Below are 15,271 nucleotides of genomic sequence, written 5' to 3' on the forward strand. Positions count from 1 at the left end.
CCCGTGCCTGAGGCGAAACGGCCCGATCCCAAACGGCGGTCCCCTGCGGGCCGCCCGAAGGGGACCGCGCCTGCCCGCCGCCAACCACGCACCAACGAGAAGGCTTCGGCTTCTGTCCAGGCCGCGCCCGTCGAGAAGCCGAAGGAAACCATCCGCGAGTCGATCGTCGCCGCGGCGGAGCAGCAGTCCGAACAGCGGTTCGGATCGGCGGCCCGTCGCGCGGCAATCCTCGCCGCGGTGGTGTGTGTGCTCACGCTGACCATCGCCGGGCCGGTGCGGACGTACTTCGCGCAGCGCACGGAGATGAAGCAGTTGAAGGCGACCGAGGAGCAACTTCGTTCGCAGATCGCCGATCTCGAGGAGCAGAAGGTCAAGCTCGCCGACCCGGTCTTCATCGCCGCGCAGGCCCGCGAACGACTCGGCTTCGTGATGCCCGGCGACATCCCGTATCAGGTGCAGTTGCCCGAGAGCGCCATCGCGCCGGGCGCCCCTGGCGGCGAGGCGCCGACGGTGAAGAGCGGCGACCCCTGGTACACGTCGCTGTGGCACACCATCGCCGATGCGCCACACGGGGTTTCGCCCGTGCCTGCTCCCGCCCCTGCGCCCCCGCCGCCTCCCGGTGGTTGACGCAGCGGATCTCGACATCGTCGCGCGGCAACTGGGCCGCGAGCCCCGCGGCGTGCTCGAGATCGCCTACCGATGCCCCAACGGCGAGCCCGGCGTCGTCAAGACCGCACCCAGACTGCCCGACGGCACCCCGTTTCCGACGTTGTACTACCTGACGCATCCAGTGCTCACCGCTGCGGCCAGCAGGCTCGAGTCGTCGGGCATGATGCGGGAGATGTCCGAACGGCTGCAACAGGATTCGCAGTTGGCAGCCGCGTACCGCAGGGCGCACGAGTCGTATTTGGCGGAGCGCGACGCAGTCGAACCGCTGGGTACGACGTTTTCTGGTGGCGGCATGCCGGAGCGGGTCAAGTGTCTGCATGTCGTGATCGCGCACTCGCTCGCAAAAGGTCCCGGCGTCAATCCCTTCGGCGACGAAGCCTTGGCGGTGTTGGCGGCGGAGCCGGCGATGGCGGGCATCCTGGAGAAGGAGAAGTGGACGTGAGTGTCGCGTACCCGCACCCCCGGCGCCGGAACAAGGTTCCGGTACACAAAACCGCGGTTCTGCGTGTCGTAACAATGATCTCGACGGGACAGTGGACATGAACCGGGTGGCGGCGATCGACTGCGGCACGAATTCGATCCGGCTGTTGATCGCGGACAAGACGGATGGCGGGCTGGCCGATGTGCACCGCGAGATGCGGATCGTGCGGCTCGGCCAGGGGGTCGATGCCACAGGGCAGTTCGCGCCGGAAGCGCTGGCCCGCACGAAAGCGGCGCTGGCCGACTACGCCGATTTGTTGCGCAGGTTCGAGGTGCCCAAGGTGCGGATGGTCGCGACGTCGGCGGCCCGCGACGTCGCCAACCGCCACGAGTTCTTCGCGATGACCGCCGACGTGCTCGGCGCCGCAGTGCCCGGTGCGGTCGCGGAGGTGATCAGCGGCACCGAGGAGGCTGCGCTGTCATTCCATGGCGCGGTGGACGAATTGGACTCGGCCGCAGCGCCGTTCGTCGTGGTCGACCTGGGCGGAGGCTCGACCGAAGTGGTGCTCGGCTCGCGCGACGTCGAGGCGAGCTACTCGACGGACATCGGTTGCGTGCGGCTCACCGAGCGCTGCTTGCACTCCGATCCGCCGACGCCCGCCGAGATCGCCGCGGCACGTGAGGTGGTCCGCGAGGGTATGGGCGAGGCGCTGCGTGCCGTGCCCGTCGAGCGGGCGCGCACCTGGGTCGGGGTGGCGGGCACCATGACGACACTGTCGGCGCTGGCGCAGAAGATGACCAGCTACGACTCCGAGGCGATCCACCTGTCCAGGGTCGGGTTCAGCGAGCTTCTACCGGTGTGCGAGCAGTTGATCGCGATGACCCGCAAACAACGTGCGGCGCTCGGACCCATGCATGAGGGCCGCGTCGACGTGATCGGCGGCGGCGCAATCATTGTCGAGGAGCTTGCGGCCGCGTTGGGCGACCGCGCGAACATTGACGAGTTGGTGGTCAGCGAGCACGACATCCTTGACGGTATCGCGCTGTCGATCGCCTAGCCTGCGGCGGTTCCGACGTAGTGCGGCACGCCCCTTTCGCGGAATCGGCGCCCGGTCATCTTCTCCGACTTGATCCGGACGAAGTGGTCGCGTTTGCCGTCCACCCATGGCTGCACGAACGTGCCTGCCACCTCGACCAATTCGTCCACTCCGGTGATCTCTTGGGCGTGCCCGACGACGGTCACGCTCCACCCGGAGCGCAGGTCGGGATCCAGTTCGTCGGCTTCGAAAGCCACGACTTGGTTCGCGGCGGCGGCGGTCAGCTTGCCTCCACCTGCGACCCGGATCACCACGTCGTCGCGCCACAACCGGAAGTTCACCGGTTGCACCGCAGGCAGCGCGTCCTCGGTGAACACGAGCCGGCCGACCCGAACGCCCTGCAGCAGATCCAGGCACTGCCTGCGATTGAGGACGTCGAGCTCTTGTCCCTTCGGCATATGCGGTCAACCTCCTTGTCGACAGCCGTCCAGCGTCGTCAACTGCTCCGTACCGCCACTGTGCACCATCCGCCGGGGAAGCGGCAGGGGCGTGGGTCCCTAATTCAAGGGGCCAGCGGCCAGGCTTTCATGCGACACCTGCAGCGCAATACGGACGGTTGAGAATTACCGGCCGGGTGCAGATTTCGGTGAGCGGCGGCGCTTCGTCGGGTCGCGTTGTCCCGCGAGTGTCAGGCCCAGCACCACCATGCCGACGCCGAGGCCGAAGTGCAGCCAGTTGTCGGGCCCGTTGACCGGCAGTAGGCGACTGCCCGCGAGCAGGCCCTGCAGCCACAGCACCAGGTAGACCACGCCCCCGCCGAGGAAGTACGCCCGCGATGCGGCATACGTGCGCGCCAGGGCAAAGCCGACGAAGCCCGACACCAGATGCAAAACGTTGTCGAGGCCCGAAATCGCAAACACGCCGAACAGTTTTCCCGCTGTGGTCACACCGGGGACGAACCCCAGCACACCAATCACCAGGAACCCGGCGGCAACGATCATCGCCGCGGCCTGGACCGCCATGTACTTAGGAGTGGTCGCGGCCATCGCCTTCTCTCCTGCGCTTATTTACGCAGCAGAAATACCCCCGCCGGCGCCGGGTTAACCAGAAGAGTCGGGGTAGCTACCGCCTGATGTTGCAGTTCGGCGGGTTGCCGCAGTGGTGGCCGCCCTCGCACGCGTTGCAATGGCAGTTACAGCCGGAGCCGGCCTTGACTTCTGGTGCTCGCATCGTCGATCAACTCCTCTGTCGCTCTGACCACCCAAAAGGGGCGGGAGCAGAGTTCATTCTCGCGGACGCATATCAACATATGACGACGTCACAATGATTCGCATGACTTTGGGGTAACGGATGCATTCTGCCGGCCGGCGCGTTTTCAAGGGCATGGCGAATGAGCGAACTGAACTAGACAGCCGGCTTAACAGGCGCCAAAGTTCCGGTGTGATCGAGTTGAGCGAGCAGACGGTCATCGACCAGTTGGTCGCGCGTCTGACGAGTCGGTATCCGACCATTTCCGAGTCGACCGTGGAGTCCGTCGTTCGCGATGTACACGCCAGGTACGACGACAGGCCGTTGCGGGACTTCGTACCGTTGTTCGTCGAGCGCCACGCCCGAGCTGAACTCGAGCGGTACACGTCGCGAACGGTTAGCGCGTGCGAGCCAGATCGGGGTGGTCGCGCTCGTTGAATCGGCGCAAACCTTCGAAAGTTTCGGGTTCGCCGATGGAGCGTCGGAAACACTCGGCTTCGATGCGCAGTCCGTCGTCGAGCGGTCGGCCCAATCCGGTGCGCGCGGCTTCCAGATCGGTACGCAGCGCCGGCTGAGGCAGTTCCGCGATGGTCTCGGCCAACTCGATGGCTCGCTGCAGGCAGGTTCCCGTCGGCACCACTTCGTTGACAAGGCCGATGCGTTCAGCCTCGCAGGCGCCGATCACCCGACCGGTGACGATCAACTCGATCGCGCGCCGGTACCCCAGAATGCGGGTGAGCCGTTGGGTGCCGCCGTCAGCCAATCCGATGTTCCACCGACGGCAGGTCACTCCGAAGGTGGCGTGCTCGTCGGCGATCGCCATGTCGGTCCTTCTGTCGCTTATTTGAACTGTTGCATCCTTCCCGCCACGGTCGCCCATTTTTCCAGGTTAATGGCGGCGACTTGTTCGCAGGCGGTAACAACAGTGCATCGACACGTTCGAATTAGAGATCTCGTTCGAGCAACTGGTGCGTATCGAGGCTGCCATTGACGTCGTGGCCAGTTTCCCGGCCACCAGCCGCCCAGGCACGATAGGTGTCGAGTTCGGCGCGCTCCGGTGCTCGCAGCGCATCGGGTCTGCACAGTCGAGCGGTCTGACATGCTCGGCATGTCGCTCCAGCCGGAGGGACGGATCATTTGGGGTGGGTACGTCGTAGGGGACGCACTTCGGTAGTCGCCGTCGACGCCGGACAGTCCTCGACGACGGGCCGAACCCCAGCGGCTCTCGAAATTCCTGGCGTGCCTGCAAATTTGCGCTGGTTACTCACACGACGAACACGAGCTGCATTTTCAAACAAGCCAAAGCGATTGCCGTGAGCCAGTTTACCGAGACGATGTTCTTCAACGCGCGGTCCAGCTTCAAGGGCATGACCACCGGTGAGCCCGACGCCCCCGTCCGGCACACGTGGGCCGAGGTGCACCAGCGGGCCCGCAGCGTCGCCGGTGGTCTGGCCGCCGGCGGTGTTGGACACGGTGACGCTGTCGCGGTGCTGGCTGGCGCGCCTGTTGAGATCGCACCGACCGCGCAGGGCATTTGGATGCGCGGGGCGAGTTTGACCATGCTGCACCAGCCACCCCGCGCACCGACCTGCAGCGCTGGGCCGAGGAGACCACGGCCGTCATCAAGATGATCGACGCAGCCGCGGTCGTCGTCTCGGATCCGTTCATGGCGGCGGCGCCCGTGCTCTCCGAGCTCGGGATGCAGGTGCTGACGGCCCAAGAACTGCTCAAAGGCCGCGCGATCTCCCCGGTCGAGACCGACGACGATGATGTGGCGCTCATGCAGCTGACGTCGGGGTCGACCGGGTCGCCCAAAGCTGTCCAGATCAGCCACCGCAACTTCGTTGCCAATGCCGAGGCGATGATCGCCGGCTGCAACTTCGACGTCGACACCGACGTGAGCGTGAGCTGGCTCCCGTGCTTTCACGACATGGGCATGACGGGCTATCTGACCGTGCCGATGTAACACGGCGGCGAGCTCGTCAAGATCACACCGATGGATTTCCTGCGCGATACGTTGTTGTGGGCCAAGCTTATTGACAAGTACAAGGGCACCATGACGGCGGCACCGAACTTCGCCTACAACCTGTTCGCCAAGCGGTTGCGCAGGCAGGCCACCCCCGGCGACTACGACCTTTCCTCGTTGCGGTGGGCGCTCTCGGGCGCCAAGCAGGTCGATCCTTGTGATGTCGAGGACCTCTGCGAGGCCGGGGCACCGTTCGGGTTGCGGCCCGAGGCGATCATCCCGGCCTACGGTATGGCCGAGACGACGGTCGCGGTGTCATTTTCCAAGTGCGGCGGCGGCATGGTGGTCGACGAGGTTGACGCCGACCTGCTCGCCGTTCTGCGCCGCGCCGTCCCTGCAAGCAAGGAACACACCCGGCGGCTGGTGTCCCTGGGCCAGCCGCTGACCGGCATGGAGCTGCGCATCATCGACGAGGACGGCAGCGTGCTGCCGCCGCGCGGCGTCGGCGTCATCGAAGTGCGCGGTGAACCGGTGACCAAGGGCTACACCACGGTGGGCGGATTCCTGCCCGCGCAGGACGAACGGGGCTGGTATGACACCGGTGACCTGGGCTACCTCACCGAAACGGGCAACGTGGTGGTGTGCGGCCGGCTCAAGGACGTGATCATTATGGCCGGCCGCAACATCTACCCGACCGACATCGAGCGCGCCGCCTCCCGTGTTACGGGGGTTCGGCCGGGCTGTTCGGTGGCGGTGCGCCTGGACGCCGGGCATTCACGGGAGACGTTCGCGGTGGCGGTGGAATCCAAGGAGTACGACGACCCGGCGCAGGTGCGCCGCATCCAGCGCCAAGTGGCGCACGAGGTGGTCGCCGAGGTCGACGTCCGGCCCCGCAATGTGGTGGTGCTTCAGCCGGGCATGATCCCCAAGACGCCGTCGGGCAAACTGCGGCGCGCCCACGCCCTGGCACTCGTCAACTGAAAAGGCGTAATGGCCTCACGAACTGCCGACTCGCGGAGAGCGCTCAGACGCCCGCGTGCCCTGGTTCGCCGCACTGTTCGCGGACCCGCGGCTGGTTGCCACGTCGGCCGGCGGTGGCGTGATCCCCTGCATGACAGCGGTTTCCCGCGAGAGGAAGCTGCTCATTTCGCCGATTGCACTCGTCATCGGCGCCGGGAAGACCACTGTGGTGTTGTTCTCCACTCCCAGCTCAGCCAGCGTCTGCAAATTCCGCAATTGCAAGGCGAGCGGGTGCGCCATCATCGCATCGGACGCTTCCCCAAGAGCTGCGGCGGCCATCGATTCGCCTTTGGCGGCAATAGTTTTGGCGCGCTTCTCCCGCTCGGCCTCGGCTTGCGGGGCCATCGCGCGTTTCATGCTGTCGGGTATCTGAATATCTTTCAGCTCGACGAGGTTCACTTCGACACCCACTCGAGGGTAGCCACGTCGAGGATCTGCTGGGGGCTGGCGTTGATGACGTCAGTTCCGGACGGCGCCTCATCAAGGGGTGTGTTGACCGACCACCTTGCACAGCGTCGGTTGGGCGATCTGGTTGATAGCGGAGTCGACGTTCTCGATGGCTATCACCGATTTCACTGCGTCGAACACGCGAAAGTACGCGACTGCGGAGATGTCGACGCTGACGTTGTCGCGGGTGATGATGCCCTGAGACTGGATCGCATCGCGCGATCCGCAGCGACACCCGCAGGAGCCGGGCGATTGCCGGAATGATCAGTGCCAGGGCCCGGCTCCTTGACACCCACACTTTGCCGAGCCGGAACAAGACACCCCTTTGGTATTGCGTCACGACCTTCACGGACAGCGACAACGCGATCAGGGCGACAATGGCGAGCACTACTAGAGTGACGATCAGAGCGTTCAGTAGACATTGCGTATCCGGACTGGACGGGTCAGCTGCGTGTTGTGGCCCACGACTTCCGACGTCTCGCCCTCGCGGCCCAAACGTGGTGCCGCTGTGGGTGACTCGACCACTTGCCACGCCATTGGGTCGGCGGCCGCTAGGCATGCTGCGGCCGCTGGAGACGTACTCACGCTGCTTATGTGCGCCGGCTTCAGCGGGGTAGACGCTCTGCATATCAACCGGGTGCTCTTCGGGTACCTGCATGGCCACAGCCTTAACGAGTTGCAGGAGGTCATCGAGCGACCCGAGGAGACCGACGATGTCGTGCGCCTAGGGCTGTACCGGCTGACGGTGACCGAGTTCCCGCAGGTGCGTGCGCTTGCGTCGGCCCTGGCTAACTACGGCGGCGCCGCTGAGCTCGACCGCGGCCTCGATCTTCTGCTCTCCGGTCTGACGGCCACGCTGAAGCCAACGGATGGGCCGTCGCGATCCTGATGCGGCAACGGAGGGGACGGGACGGCGCTGTGGGTGCTATGAAGGTCACGCCGAGTTGGAAGCGTCTGTGTCCCAATAATTTAGAGCGGGGAACTGTCGATCCCGCTCGAGGTGTTCCACCGCATGACTCCATGCTGGACAAACCGAGTATGCTGGACGTATTCGGCGGTATTTCGTAACTTGATCGTTCAAGGTTGTGTCATTGCCGATTCGTAGGATGTGGCCGGTTCGCGGTCAAGTCAGGAGCGTCACATGACGCTGGTACACGCTCGCACGAAGGTCGGGCAACGCAACTGCTGCGGCCAATCAGTGACCGTCGATGCTCGAGGAGATTCTCTTAGCCCTCAGCCCGCGCCGCCCATGGCGCGCCCTTTGTACGGCGTTACCGATTTGCTGGCAGATAATCGCAGGTCAGTGGGCTTAATCGTGCTATGATGAACTTCTACTAGAAGTAGGAAAAAATGAACAGTCGGATCAACAATTTTTGGTATTCAATACAGCATCCACTGGGGCCATCGCGGGAACTTGGCTCATACGCAAACCATCAGGAGAGCGTGGAGCAACTTATTCGGGAAATGAACGCCAGAGTCATTCCGATTGACTCGGGGCTGGCACCTCGCCGACCTGACAAGCGATCCGCTCCCGCCCGCAAGTAATCTTCAGGGACGATGGTGTCGTCGGAGAATACGCGCACCGACGGAACCCCGGAATACGGGTTGTGGGCAACCACGCAGGAGCGTGTCAATGCCCGGGGTTTGTATACGCGCACTGATTACATCGATCAGTGGCGCGATCTCCGCCGCCACTTCGTGGTCACCATCTCGTGGGTGAGCTCAACCGGAGTGCCAAAGCGATCCCCGAAACGAGGACTGCGCACCGTCTTCCCGATCCCGACCTGACGCATCTCGTGCGCTTTTTCCACAACCATTGGTAAGCAACAACTTCAGCGTCCAGCCCGGCGCTGGTCAGCGCAGCCAGTGTCGAACGCGGTCCTGCAAACTCTGATTGCACGACCAGCAGCGCGCCGCCATTGGCAAGGAGCCGCGGTACCGTCGCGAACAGCGGTTCAAGTACAAAGCGTCCGTCGTTTCCGGCATCCCACGCCCGTGCGGGTCCGATGAACGGCGGCGGCTGTGCAGCGCCGACGCTGGGATCATGGGGCACGGCATCCCAGCTCATCGACGCGGCGGCAGGCGCAGGGTGCGACGCAGTGATCACTGCAAACGCGGCCGCCGAACCCCTCGCCACCGCCGCGGCATAATCAGCGACGGCCGACTTAAGACCGCAGACAGATCCGACAGCGTGTCCTCGGGTACGAGCTGGTCACCCGCGATCCGGAAACACTTTGGCCCTGACGAGTCGACCACGCCTATCAGCGGCCTTGTGCTTCACCCGGGTTCTTTGAAACGTCACCATCCCAATGTCAGACAGCACCCGTGCCAACGCCACCCGGCTCTGACGCACCTCAACTACGCCCCAGGTGCACACGCACAAGACCGCGCCTCGACGTCGACGTGAAACCATGCGCAGAAATAGCCCCCTCCAGCTCGCCGATCCGTGCAATCAATGCACCAACCGCCAGTGTTGTTTATATACAATTGGCTGGCGAGGCATTGCTTTTTTCTCAACCTGTGCCTTTAAATCTTCGATAATTCTTTGGTCGTCGCGTGTTTCGCAATTTTCCCAGTAGTAGTACTTGTCAACTTTTTCGTGTAACCGTTGCGCGGTCGCGTCACTGAAATACCACTTCCCCGTCGACCTAATTGTGAAATGAGCCCCCGGTCCAATCTCAAATACCCATTGCTTCGGTTCTATAAGCCATTTAATGCCTTCGCTTTGGACACCCAATTTCCGACAAGTGCGCGCAATCTCGGGTGCCGCCTTATCAATCACATCCGCATACCTTCTGCATGACGCTATGCGTCGTTGTTGAAGCTCTGCTGTCTGGTCGGATGCTGCGCGTTGTTCCGCTTTTATCTCGTCGTCCCACCCCACCGTGAAAACCTTTCTGAAATAAGTCTCTTGTTACGGTACCACTGCGGGTGTTTCGGTCCGCCGTAATTCGAGGCGATCGCAACCGCATCACGCCCATCGTGGAGGTTAGGTGACCTGGTGTTCGCGCGGGGCGGCGACCTCACGCGAGAGGACCGCCGCGAGATAGTTGCTAGCCATGCCGTTCCTGCCATATGTGGTGTGAATGGCGCTGGCGTGCAGGTGCCGGCGAAGGGTTCGTTGGGTCATTGTGCGTAACCGTTTTGGCTTTTCCTGCTTGCGCAAAGGTGCGGGAGGCGCCGAGCTTGAGGGCGACGCCGGTGGACGCACGGTGGAGGCGTCCGAGGATGAAGCCGCCGGGCGCTGCCCAGTCGTGGCGGCCCGGGATGCCCGTCGGCATCCGGTCAGTATGAAAGAAGTTGAAGGTATGGCACAGGGAACTGATGGCCTGGGTTGGAGGGAATTTGCCGTAGATCTTTCCGGCTCAACTTTGAACGAAATGGTTTAACAGCGAAAGGGCTTCGGTTTTATCGCCCCAGGTGGCGGCGCGGAACATGTGTTCGTTCGCTACTCGGAAATCCAGGGAGCGGTTACAAATCGCTCGCGGACGACCAGCGAGTTGAGTTCCCTGTCGAGCAAGGGCCTAAGGGTCTGCCGGCAGTCGCGGTAACTGTCGTCTAGCGAGCTCTACCTCATGTGGGCTGGTGGGTTGTTCCGCCAGACCATAGTGCGTTGGTGGGTGCCCGGCCAGACCCGGCGATGCGTAGCATCAAGGTATCGGGACCGTCCAAGCCCTCAATGTCAAGGGGTCGGTATGGCTGATAAATCTCGCTGGCAGGCGATGGCCAAGAAGTCCGGTAAATCCTTGAAAGGCAAGCGGGCAGCCAAGCGCGCCAAGGCTGTTGGCGCCTCGTCGAGTATCGACGTGCTTTACATCCCGGGAGCATTGAGACACAACACCTTTAACTAAGACTTTGCGCCCCGTTCGGGACGTGATCTGCAAACAGTCGGTGTCTCTCGCGCGCGACCATCTGAGATCGCGTCGCCGCCGATTCGAATTGAACCGGCCGTTTCGCGATCAAGACGGGATCGTCGCTATGACAGGACACGTGGGCCGCCCCGTTTCCGGCGGCCACGGCACAGGACCGACGAATACCCCGCGGCTGCGTCTGAAGCCCAAGGCGCGGATGACCGGGCACGTCGACGGGGCATGGTGGCCGCGATGTGATGACCTGACGAGTGAGCTACCAGATCTATTGGCCGTGCTGTCGGTGCGCCTGGGGTCCGTGGAGCGGGTGATGTACAACCTTTCGGAATGGGTGAAGGGGCCCGCACGGCTGATAACGGGTGGACGACCGGTTCGACTCGACGGGTTCAGCCGGCAACCAGCCAACACCCTCGAAGTGCCCGGGGTAGGTCGCGAGAGGATCCTTCTGCTGGTGGTGCCTCCGGGCACCGATCCGGACATTGCACACGAGGCGATGATGACTGCGGCCGCGCCGGACAACGCGTCGACGGTCGGCGACATGCTCGGGACCGGCGACGGCGCCGAAGAACCGCCGAAAGCGTGTTATCGACCGGCATTTCACCGACGCGTCCGGAGATTCCGGGCATGACTGTCACCGTGACACTCCCGACGGCGGAACCGCCCACTACATGCGGTTCGGTGACGTGTACCTCGAGGACACTGCTGCACGCTCGACGTCCTCCGGGGCGGCGCCAGGCAGACATACAGCTACGCCTCCGGCGAGTGGACCGGTGTAGAAGGCGACCAAAAGAGGGTCAAGAGGCGCGGTTTCTGGGGTTGATCAATGCCGCCGGCTATGGGCTGCCGGCTTGTCTGGCACTTGGGCGTAGATTGGTGGTTAGGCCGTTCTCGTTAGCGATGCCACCGTAGATGTCGATGTGTAGACGAGCCGCTCACGAATCGATCTTCTGAACCAACTTGAGGACCACTGCATGGAATCGTCTGATTTGTTTTCACATCCCCATTTGTTTTCGCATCCCTACGAGCCCGAGGTCGTGTCCAACGCTGACCGCGCCACGGAACCGGTGCAACTTCCTACCTTCTCCGACGCCCCCGAGAGCTGATCCTGCGCTGCCACGCCGCCGTCGTTGAATGGCTTGACCCGGGCAGCGGCGCCGCGCTCGACCCGTCATGCTCGCTTTTGCACAGCAGTTGGGCCGATATCGACGGCGCGTGGTGGCCCCGGTGTGGTGGCACGTGAATTGCCGGACCTCATCGAGATCTTGCACCGGCCACTGGGCGAGATCGTCGATATCTGCATCAACTGGTCTGTCACCGAGGCGGCGGTGGACTTCAGCTCGATCGTTACTGGCGCTCGGTGGAAGCAGGGCGACCAACGCAGACGTCATCGGCTGACGGTGGTCGCCGGCGGTCAGGGTTGCGCGAATCTCCTTGTCATAGAGCACATGACACCGCACGCGCTGGCCACCACCGTGATGCGTTACGCGGCGGGCAGGCGCCTGCGCGGTGACCAAGCATGACCTTGTCGATGTACCTGCGGCCGAGCCGCTACGCCGAGGCGGACAAGTTCTTCGGTTTCGCTGCAACGGAATTCGGTAGCTATCTCGATTCGACGACGTTGTTGGCAAAGGTGTGTCCTCGTGGGTCGGGGCCCGGCTGAACTACGTGCCAGGATCCAGCGACCCGATCGACGGCGCGGTCGACACCCTCCTTGCCGGTGCAGGTGTCTGCCGCGACTTCGCGCATCTTTGTGGTGGCGTTGTTGCGGGCCGTGAACGTTCCGGCCCGGGTCGTCTTGGTATACGCGCCGGGACTGTCTCCGATGACTTCCACGCGGTGGCCGAGGCATTCGTTGACGGGCAGTGGCGGGTGGTTGATGGGACGTTGTTGGCGCGCCGCGGCAAACGCTGGTGCGGGATCGCCACCGGCCGTGACGCCGCAGACATCGCCTTCCTCGACAACCACAAGGGTGCGATCACGCTCACCAAGGTGGAGGTGACGGCGATCGTCCACGGCGAGCTTCCTAGGGATTCGATCGACCAACTGGTGTCGATCGGTTGAGCAGTTGTCCGTCGTCAAACGCGGCGACCGAAAAAAGCGTACCGTGACAGGTATCGGGCGGCTCGGACCCGAGCGAAAATGTCCGATTGAAAAGGAAATTCGATGAATTCGCCAACAACGTCCCGTACGCCCTACGACCTCCGTCTTGAACTGGTCAAGGACACCATCACGGCTCACTCGAAGCTTGGCGACAAGGCGGCAAGCGAGCTGGCCGTGCACGTCTTGCATGCGATCAATTCGATCCCCGAAAAGATTCGCTGAACAACGCCCCGGCGCTTCTTGTCCCATTCCCGAGAACCGGGAATTCACGCCAACCGCGCCCCTGATCGCGCTGGGATTGCGCGCACCACCCAATCAATGGGTCCATTCAGGGCGCCCGAATCGAGACGATGATGAGAAGGTCTGTGAACAAACAACGAAACATCTTTCGCGAGAACGTGATCCACGTCGGTGCGGGATTCGCAGCGAAGGAACGTCCGCGCGTGTTGCCGGCGTTATCCACGCTCGCGCTCCATCTAGGCAGGTGGGATACGCGTGACCTGGACGTCGAAGTGACCTTGCAGGACCGCGGCGGCAAGGAGCAACGCGTCACACTGCGTACTACGCTGCCCGGCCTTCCGCAGCTGATAGCTGTCGCTGAGAACCCGGACATCACCCGCGCCCTCACTGAGGCTAAGCGCGAGCTGATTCGGCAACTTGAACACGAGAAGTCGGCACGCGAACCGATGAATAACCGTCGGCTTAGGCGCGCCACCATTCGGCGACCGACACCAGCCATTTCGAACTCAACCAGTCGCCCGCCAATGCAGGCAGATAGCGGGACAGCCATGACGCACATCACCGCACGTGTCATCGGCAACCATGCCGAGATGGGCGGGTCGACCTCGGCGGCCCCTGACATTTCAATGACAGTCAAGGACGTACTCCGGGCGGGAGTGCGCCGCAGGGCTCGGCGAGAGGAAATGGCTGCGGCCCAGTCGGCATGGGACTCCGAGGGCGGCGCGCAGCGGAGGACGTGAATCGCTGCCTCGCCGTAGTTATTGCGACTGCTCGGTCGAGTCAATGCGGACACTGTATGGGTAGGCATCCTCCCGGTGCTGAAACGACAGGATGCTCGGGTTGAGAACGACACCGTCGCGGATCTCGATGGCCCGGGAGATCGTCGGGGTCGAGTTCCACATCTGCGGACCGGCCAGCACTGTTTCGATGTGCGGCAACAACGCCTCGCTGATCTCCCGGGTCGCCGAGTTCCACAGGTAGGACGGGCTGTGGTCCACGGCGTAGTAATGCACGCCGTTCGCCACCTCGACGAGCGGCTGAGTGAACGAGGTCGGCTGCGCCCAGCTGAAACCCATGCCCACATCACAGGACACGTCGACGATGAGGCTTCCCGCAGTGAAGGCGGCAAGGTCCTTCTCGGTCACGAAGATCAGGGGCGCGGCGGGATCCTGCAGAACGCAGTTGACGACGATGTCGTTGTCGGCGAGAAAGCGGGCCACCGGCATCACACCGTCGTCCGGCGTGTCCGCCCAAGTCCGGTCGGGCGTCTCCGCGTCGTGCCCATCTGGACGATCTGGGTCGAGTGAATCGGCGAACCAACGGCGGCCACCTCGCGATTGGTCAGCACGCGCACATCGTCAACGCCGTGGGCGTTCAACGCGGTGACCGCGCCACGGGCGGTCGCGCCGAACCCGATGACCGAAGCGCGCAGACGCCGACCGTAGCTGCCGGTGATGCCGACCAGTTGCATGGCGTGCAGGACCGAGCAGTACCCGGCGAGCTCGTTGTTCTTGTAAAAGACGTACAGCCCGAATCCGCCGTCGGCCTGCCAGTGGTTCATCGCCTCGAAGGCGATCAACGTCAGCCGCCGATCGACGGCGACCTGGGTCAGCGCAAGATCTTGGACGCAATGCGGCCAGCCCCAGACGACCTGTCCCACATTGAGTTCCGATAGATCCTCGGCCTGGACCTTGGGCAAAGGAATGATGTCACATTCGGCGATGAACCGTTCCCGAGAACCGATTCCACCGACGAGCGGGGCCAACGCGTCGTCCGTCGCGCCAAAGTCCGAGCCGTAGCCATACTCGAGAAAGATCTGCCGCCGGACCCGCCGATCGATCCTAGTGAAATGCGCCGGGTGGATCGGCAACCTCCGCTCGTTCGGCTTGCGCGAACGAGCCAGCGCCCCCAGCGAAAACTGTTGCGCCTCAGCGTGACTTGTCATAGGACATGCCGCTTCCACAGCATGCCGAAGAGCCGCGGTGTTGTTATGATGCTCAAAACGGTTGTGTTGGTACACATGTCACCCCTTGGGTTGGGGCAGTGTGTTGAGTGCTTTGTTGATCGGCGGGCGCTATCGGCCGCACCACCGAGTGGCTATTGTGTCGGCAGATCGCTCCCGGTCCGGCGTGACCGCTGGCCCGGGGCCCAGTCGGCTCGCGCTTGATGTTCGAGCCTGGTGTCGTGGTCTTGGTTGATGAAGGCCGCTTGGCGGTAAATGCGGGCGACCGCACGGCGGGCATTGGCGGCGCGAC

General features: G+C 63.5%; 16 protein-coding genes and 5 pseudogenes. 14 read left to right on the forward strand and 7 right to left on the reverse strand.

Features of this window, described 5'->3' with window-relative positions:
• Window positions 1–3: 3 nt before the first annotated feature.
• The 3 genes from ACGFK1_RS09205 (at window position 4) to ACGFK1_RS09215 (ending at window position 2,147) form a co-directional block, all read left to right on the forward strand.
• Window positions 4–627 carry a septum formation initiator family protein gene (locus ACGFK1_RS09205; protein ID WP_393427963.1) on the forward strand — a complete coding sequence of 208 codons (624 nt, stop codon included), beginning with the start codon at window positions 4–6 and terminating at the stop codon, window positions 625–627.
• Window positions 620–1,111 (forward strand): DUF501 domain-containing protein, encoded by a 492-nt coding sequence (locus ACGFK1_RS09210; protein WP_393427964.1) that lies wholly within the window; start codon window positions 620–622, stop codon window positions 1,109–1,111. Before ACGFK1_RS09205 ends, ACGFK1_RS09210 begins: the two co-directional genes overlap by 8 nt.
• 97 nt (window positions 1,112–1,208) lie before the next feature.
• Window positions 1,209–2,147: an exopolyphosphatase gene (locus tag ACGFK1_RS09215; RefSeq protein ID WP_393427965.1), complete on the forward strand. Its 939-nt coding sequence runs from the start codon at window positions 1,209–1,211 to the stop codon at window positions 2,145–2,147.
• Here ACGFK1_RS09215 and ACGFK1_RS09220 read toward each other — a convergent pair.
• Both ACGFK1_RS09220 and ACGFK1_RS09225 read right to left on the reverse strand, forming a co-directional pair.
• A complete protein-coding gene (locus ACGFK1_RS09220; RefSeq protein ID WP_393427966.1) occupies window positions 2,144–2,584 on the reverse strand; it encodes a pyridoxamine 5'-phosphate oxidase family protein in 441 nt (146 codons plus the stop codon). The two genes, ACGFK1_RS09215 and ACGFK1_RS09220, sit on opposite strands and share 4 nt — an antisense overlap.
• 165 nt (window positions 2,585–2,749) lie before the next feature.
• Window positions 2,750–3,172, reverse strand: coding sequence for a DUF4383 domain-containing protein (locus ACGFK1_RS09225; protein WP_393427967.1), 423 nt, complete (start codon window positions 3,170–3,172; stop codon window positions 2,750–2,752).
• Window positions 3,173–3,509: 337 nt separating this feature from the next.
• On the opposite strand from ACGFK1_RS09225, the gene ACGFK1_RS09230 reads away from it, so the two are divergent.
• The gene (locus ACGFK1_RS09230; protein ID WP_393428448.1) at window positions 3,510–3,812 is read left to right on the forward strand and encodes a three-helix bundle dimerization domain-containing protein; all 303 of its coding nucleotides are present in this window, start codon (window positions 3,510–3,512) and stop codon (window positions 3,810–3,812) included.
• Here ACGFK1_RS09230 and ACGFK1_RS09235 read toward each other — a convergent pair.
• Window positions 3,772–4,197, reverse strand: a complete 426-nt coding sequence (locus ACGFK1_RS09235) for an enoyl-CoA hydratase/isomerase family protein (protein WP_393427968.1) — start codon at window positions 4,195–4,197, stop codon at window positions 3,772–3,774. The genes ACGFK1_RS09230 and ACGFK1_RS09235 overlap by 41 nt on opposite strands.
• A 490-nt stretch (window positions 4,198–4,687) precedes the next feature.
• On the opposite strand from ACGFK1_RS09235, the pseudogene ACGFK1_RS09240 reads away from it, so the two are divergent.
• Window positions 4,688–6,321, forward strand: a pseudogene (locus ACGFK1_RS09240) (fatty acyl-AMP ligase).
• Window positions 6,322–6,336: 15 nt separating this feature from the next.
• Here ACGFK1_RS09240 and ACGFK1_RS09245 read toward each other — a convergent pair.
• Window positions 6,337–7,222 (reverse strand): annotated as a pseudogene (locus tag ACGFK1_RS09245) (SPFH domain-containing protein).
• Here ACGFK1_RS09245 and ACGFK1_RS09250 point away from each other — a divergent pair.
• Window positions 7,222–7,696: pseudogene (locus ACGFK1_RS09250) on the forward strand (TetR/AcrR family transcriptional regulator C-terminal domain-containing protein); the annotation flags it as partial. The pseudogenes ACGFK1_RS09245 and ACGFK1_RS09250 sit on opposite strands and share 1 nt — an antisense overlap.
• Before the next feature lie 1,563 nt (window positions 7,697–9,259).
• Here ACGFK1_RS09250 and ACGFK1_RS09255 read toward each other — a convergent pair.
• Entirely contained in the window at window positions 9,260–9,691 is a 432-nt protein-coding gene (locus ACGFK1_RS09255) for a hypothetical protein (protein WP_393427969.1), read from the reverse strand.
• Complete coding sequence (locus ACGFK1_RS09260) at window positions 9,670–9,882, reverse strand: nitroreductase/quinone reductase family protein (protein ID WP_393427970.1); 213 nt, start codon at window positions 9,880–9,882, stop codon at window positions 9,670–9,672. The genes ACGFK1_RS09255 and ACGFK1_RS09260 overlap by 22 nt, the downstream gene beginning before the upstream one ends.
• A 303-nt stretch (window positions 9,883–10,185) precedes the next feature.
• On the opposite strand from ACGFK1_RS09260, the pseudogene ACGFK1_RS09265 reads away from it, so the two are divergent.
• The 8 genes and pseudogenes from ACGFK1_RS09265 to ACGFK1_RS09300 form a co-directional block, all read left to right on the forward strand.
• Window positions 10,186–10,369: pseudogene (locus ACGFK1_RS09265) on the forward strand (cold shock domain-containing protein); the annotation flags it as partial.
• A gap of 133 nt (window positions 10,370–10,502) precedes the next feature.
• Window positions 10,503–10,658: a hypothetical protein gene (locus ACGFK1_RS09270; protein ID WP_393427971.1), complete on the forward strand. Its 156-nt coding sequence runs from the start codon at window positions 10,503–10,505 to the stop codon at window positions 10,656–10,658.
• A 127-nt stretch (window positions 10,659–10,785) separates the two neighbouring features.
• Window positions 10,786–11,304 carry a DUF5994 family protein gene (locus tag ACGFK1_RS09275; protein WP_393427972.1) on the forward strand — a complete coding sequence of 173 codons (519 nt, stop codon included), beginning with the start codon at window positions 10,786–10,788 and terminating at the stop codon, window positions 11,302–11,304.
• A 601-nt stretch (window positions 11,305–11,905) separates the two neighbouring features.
• Complete coding sequence (locus ACGFK1_RS09280) at window positions 11,906–12,196, forward strand: DUF5994 family protein (RefSeq protein WP_393427973.1); 291 nt, start codon at window positions 11,906–11,908, stop codon at window positions 12,194–12,196.
• Window positions 12,193–12,336, forward strand: a complete 144-nt coding sequence (locus ACGFK1_RS09285) for a hypothetical protein (protein ID WP_393427974.1) — start codon at window positions 12,193–12,195, stop codon at window positions 12,334–12,336. Before ACGFK1_RS09280 ends, ACGFK1_RS09285 begins: the two co-directional genes overlap by 4 nt.
• A gap of 5 nt (window positions 12,337–12,341) precedes the next feature.
• The gene (locus tag ACGFK1_RS09290; protein ID WP_393427975.1) at window positions 12,342–12,737 is read left to right on the forward strand and encodes a transglutaminase family protein; all 396 of its coding nucleotides are present in this window, start codon (window positions 12,342–12,344) and stop codon (window positions 12,735–12,737) included.
• Window positions 12,738–12,839: 102 nt separating this feature from the next.
• Complete coding sequence (locus ACGFK1_RS09295; RefSeq protein WP_393427976.1) at window positions 12,840–12,998, forward strand: DUF6307 family protein; 159 nt, start codon at window positions 12,840–12,842, stop codon at window positions 12,996–12,998.
• Window positions 12,999–13,141: 143 nt separating this feature from the next.
• The gene (locus ACGFK1_RS09300) at window positions 13,142–13,756 is read left to right on the forward strand and encodes a hypothetical protein (protein WP_393427977.1); all 615 of its coding nucleotides are present in this window, start codon (window positions 13,142–13,144) and stop codon (window positions 13,754–13,756) included.
• An 18-nt stretch (window positions 13,757–13,774) separates the two neighbouring features.
• Here the strand turns inward: ACGFK1_RS09300 and ACGFK1_RS09305 are convergent.
• Window positions 13,775–14,961, reverse strand: a pseudogene (locus tag ACGFK1_RS09305) (N(5)-(carboxyethyl)ornithine synthase).
• Window positions 14,962–15,271: the final 310 nt, after the last annotated feature.

The organism is Mycobacterium sp. NPDC048908, from assembly GCF_043197955.1.
Classification (GTDB): Bacteria; Actinomycetota; Actinomycetes; order Mycobacteriales; family Mycobacteriaceae; genus Mycobacterium.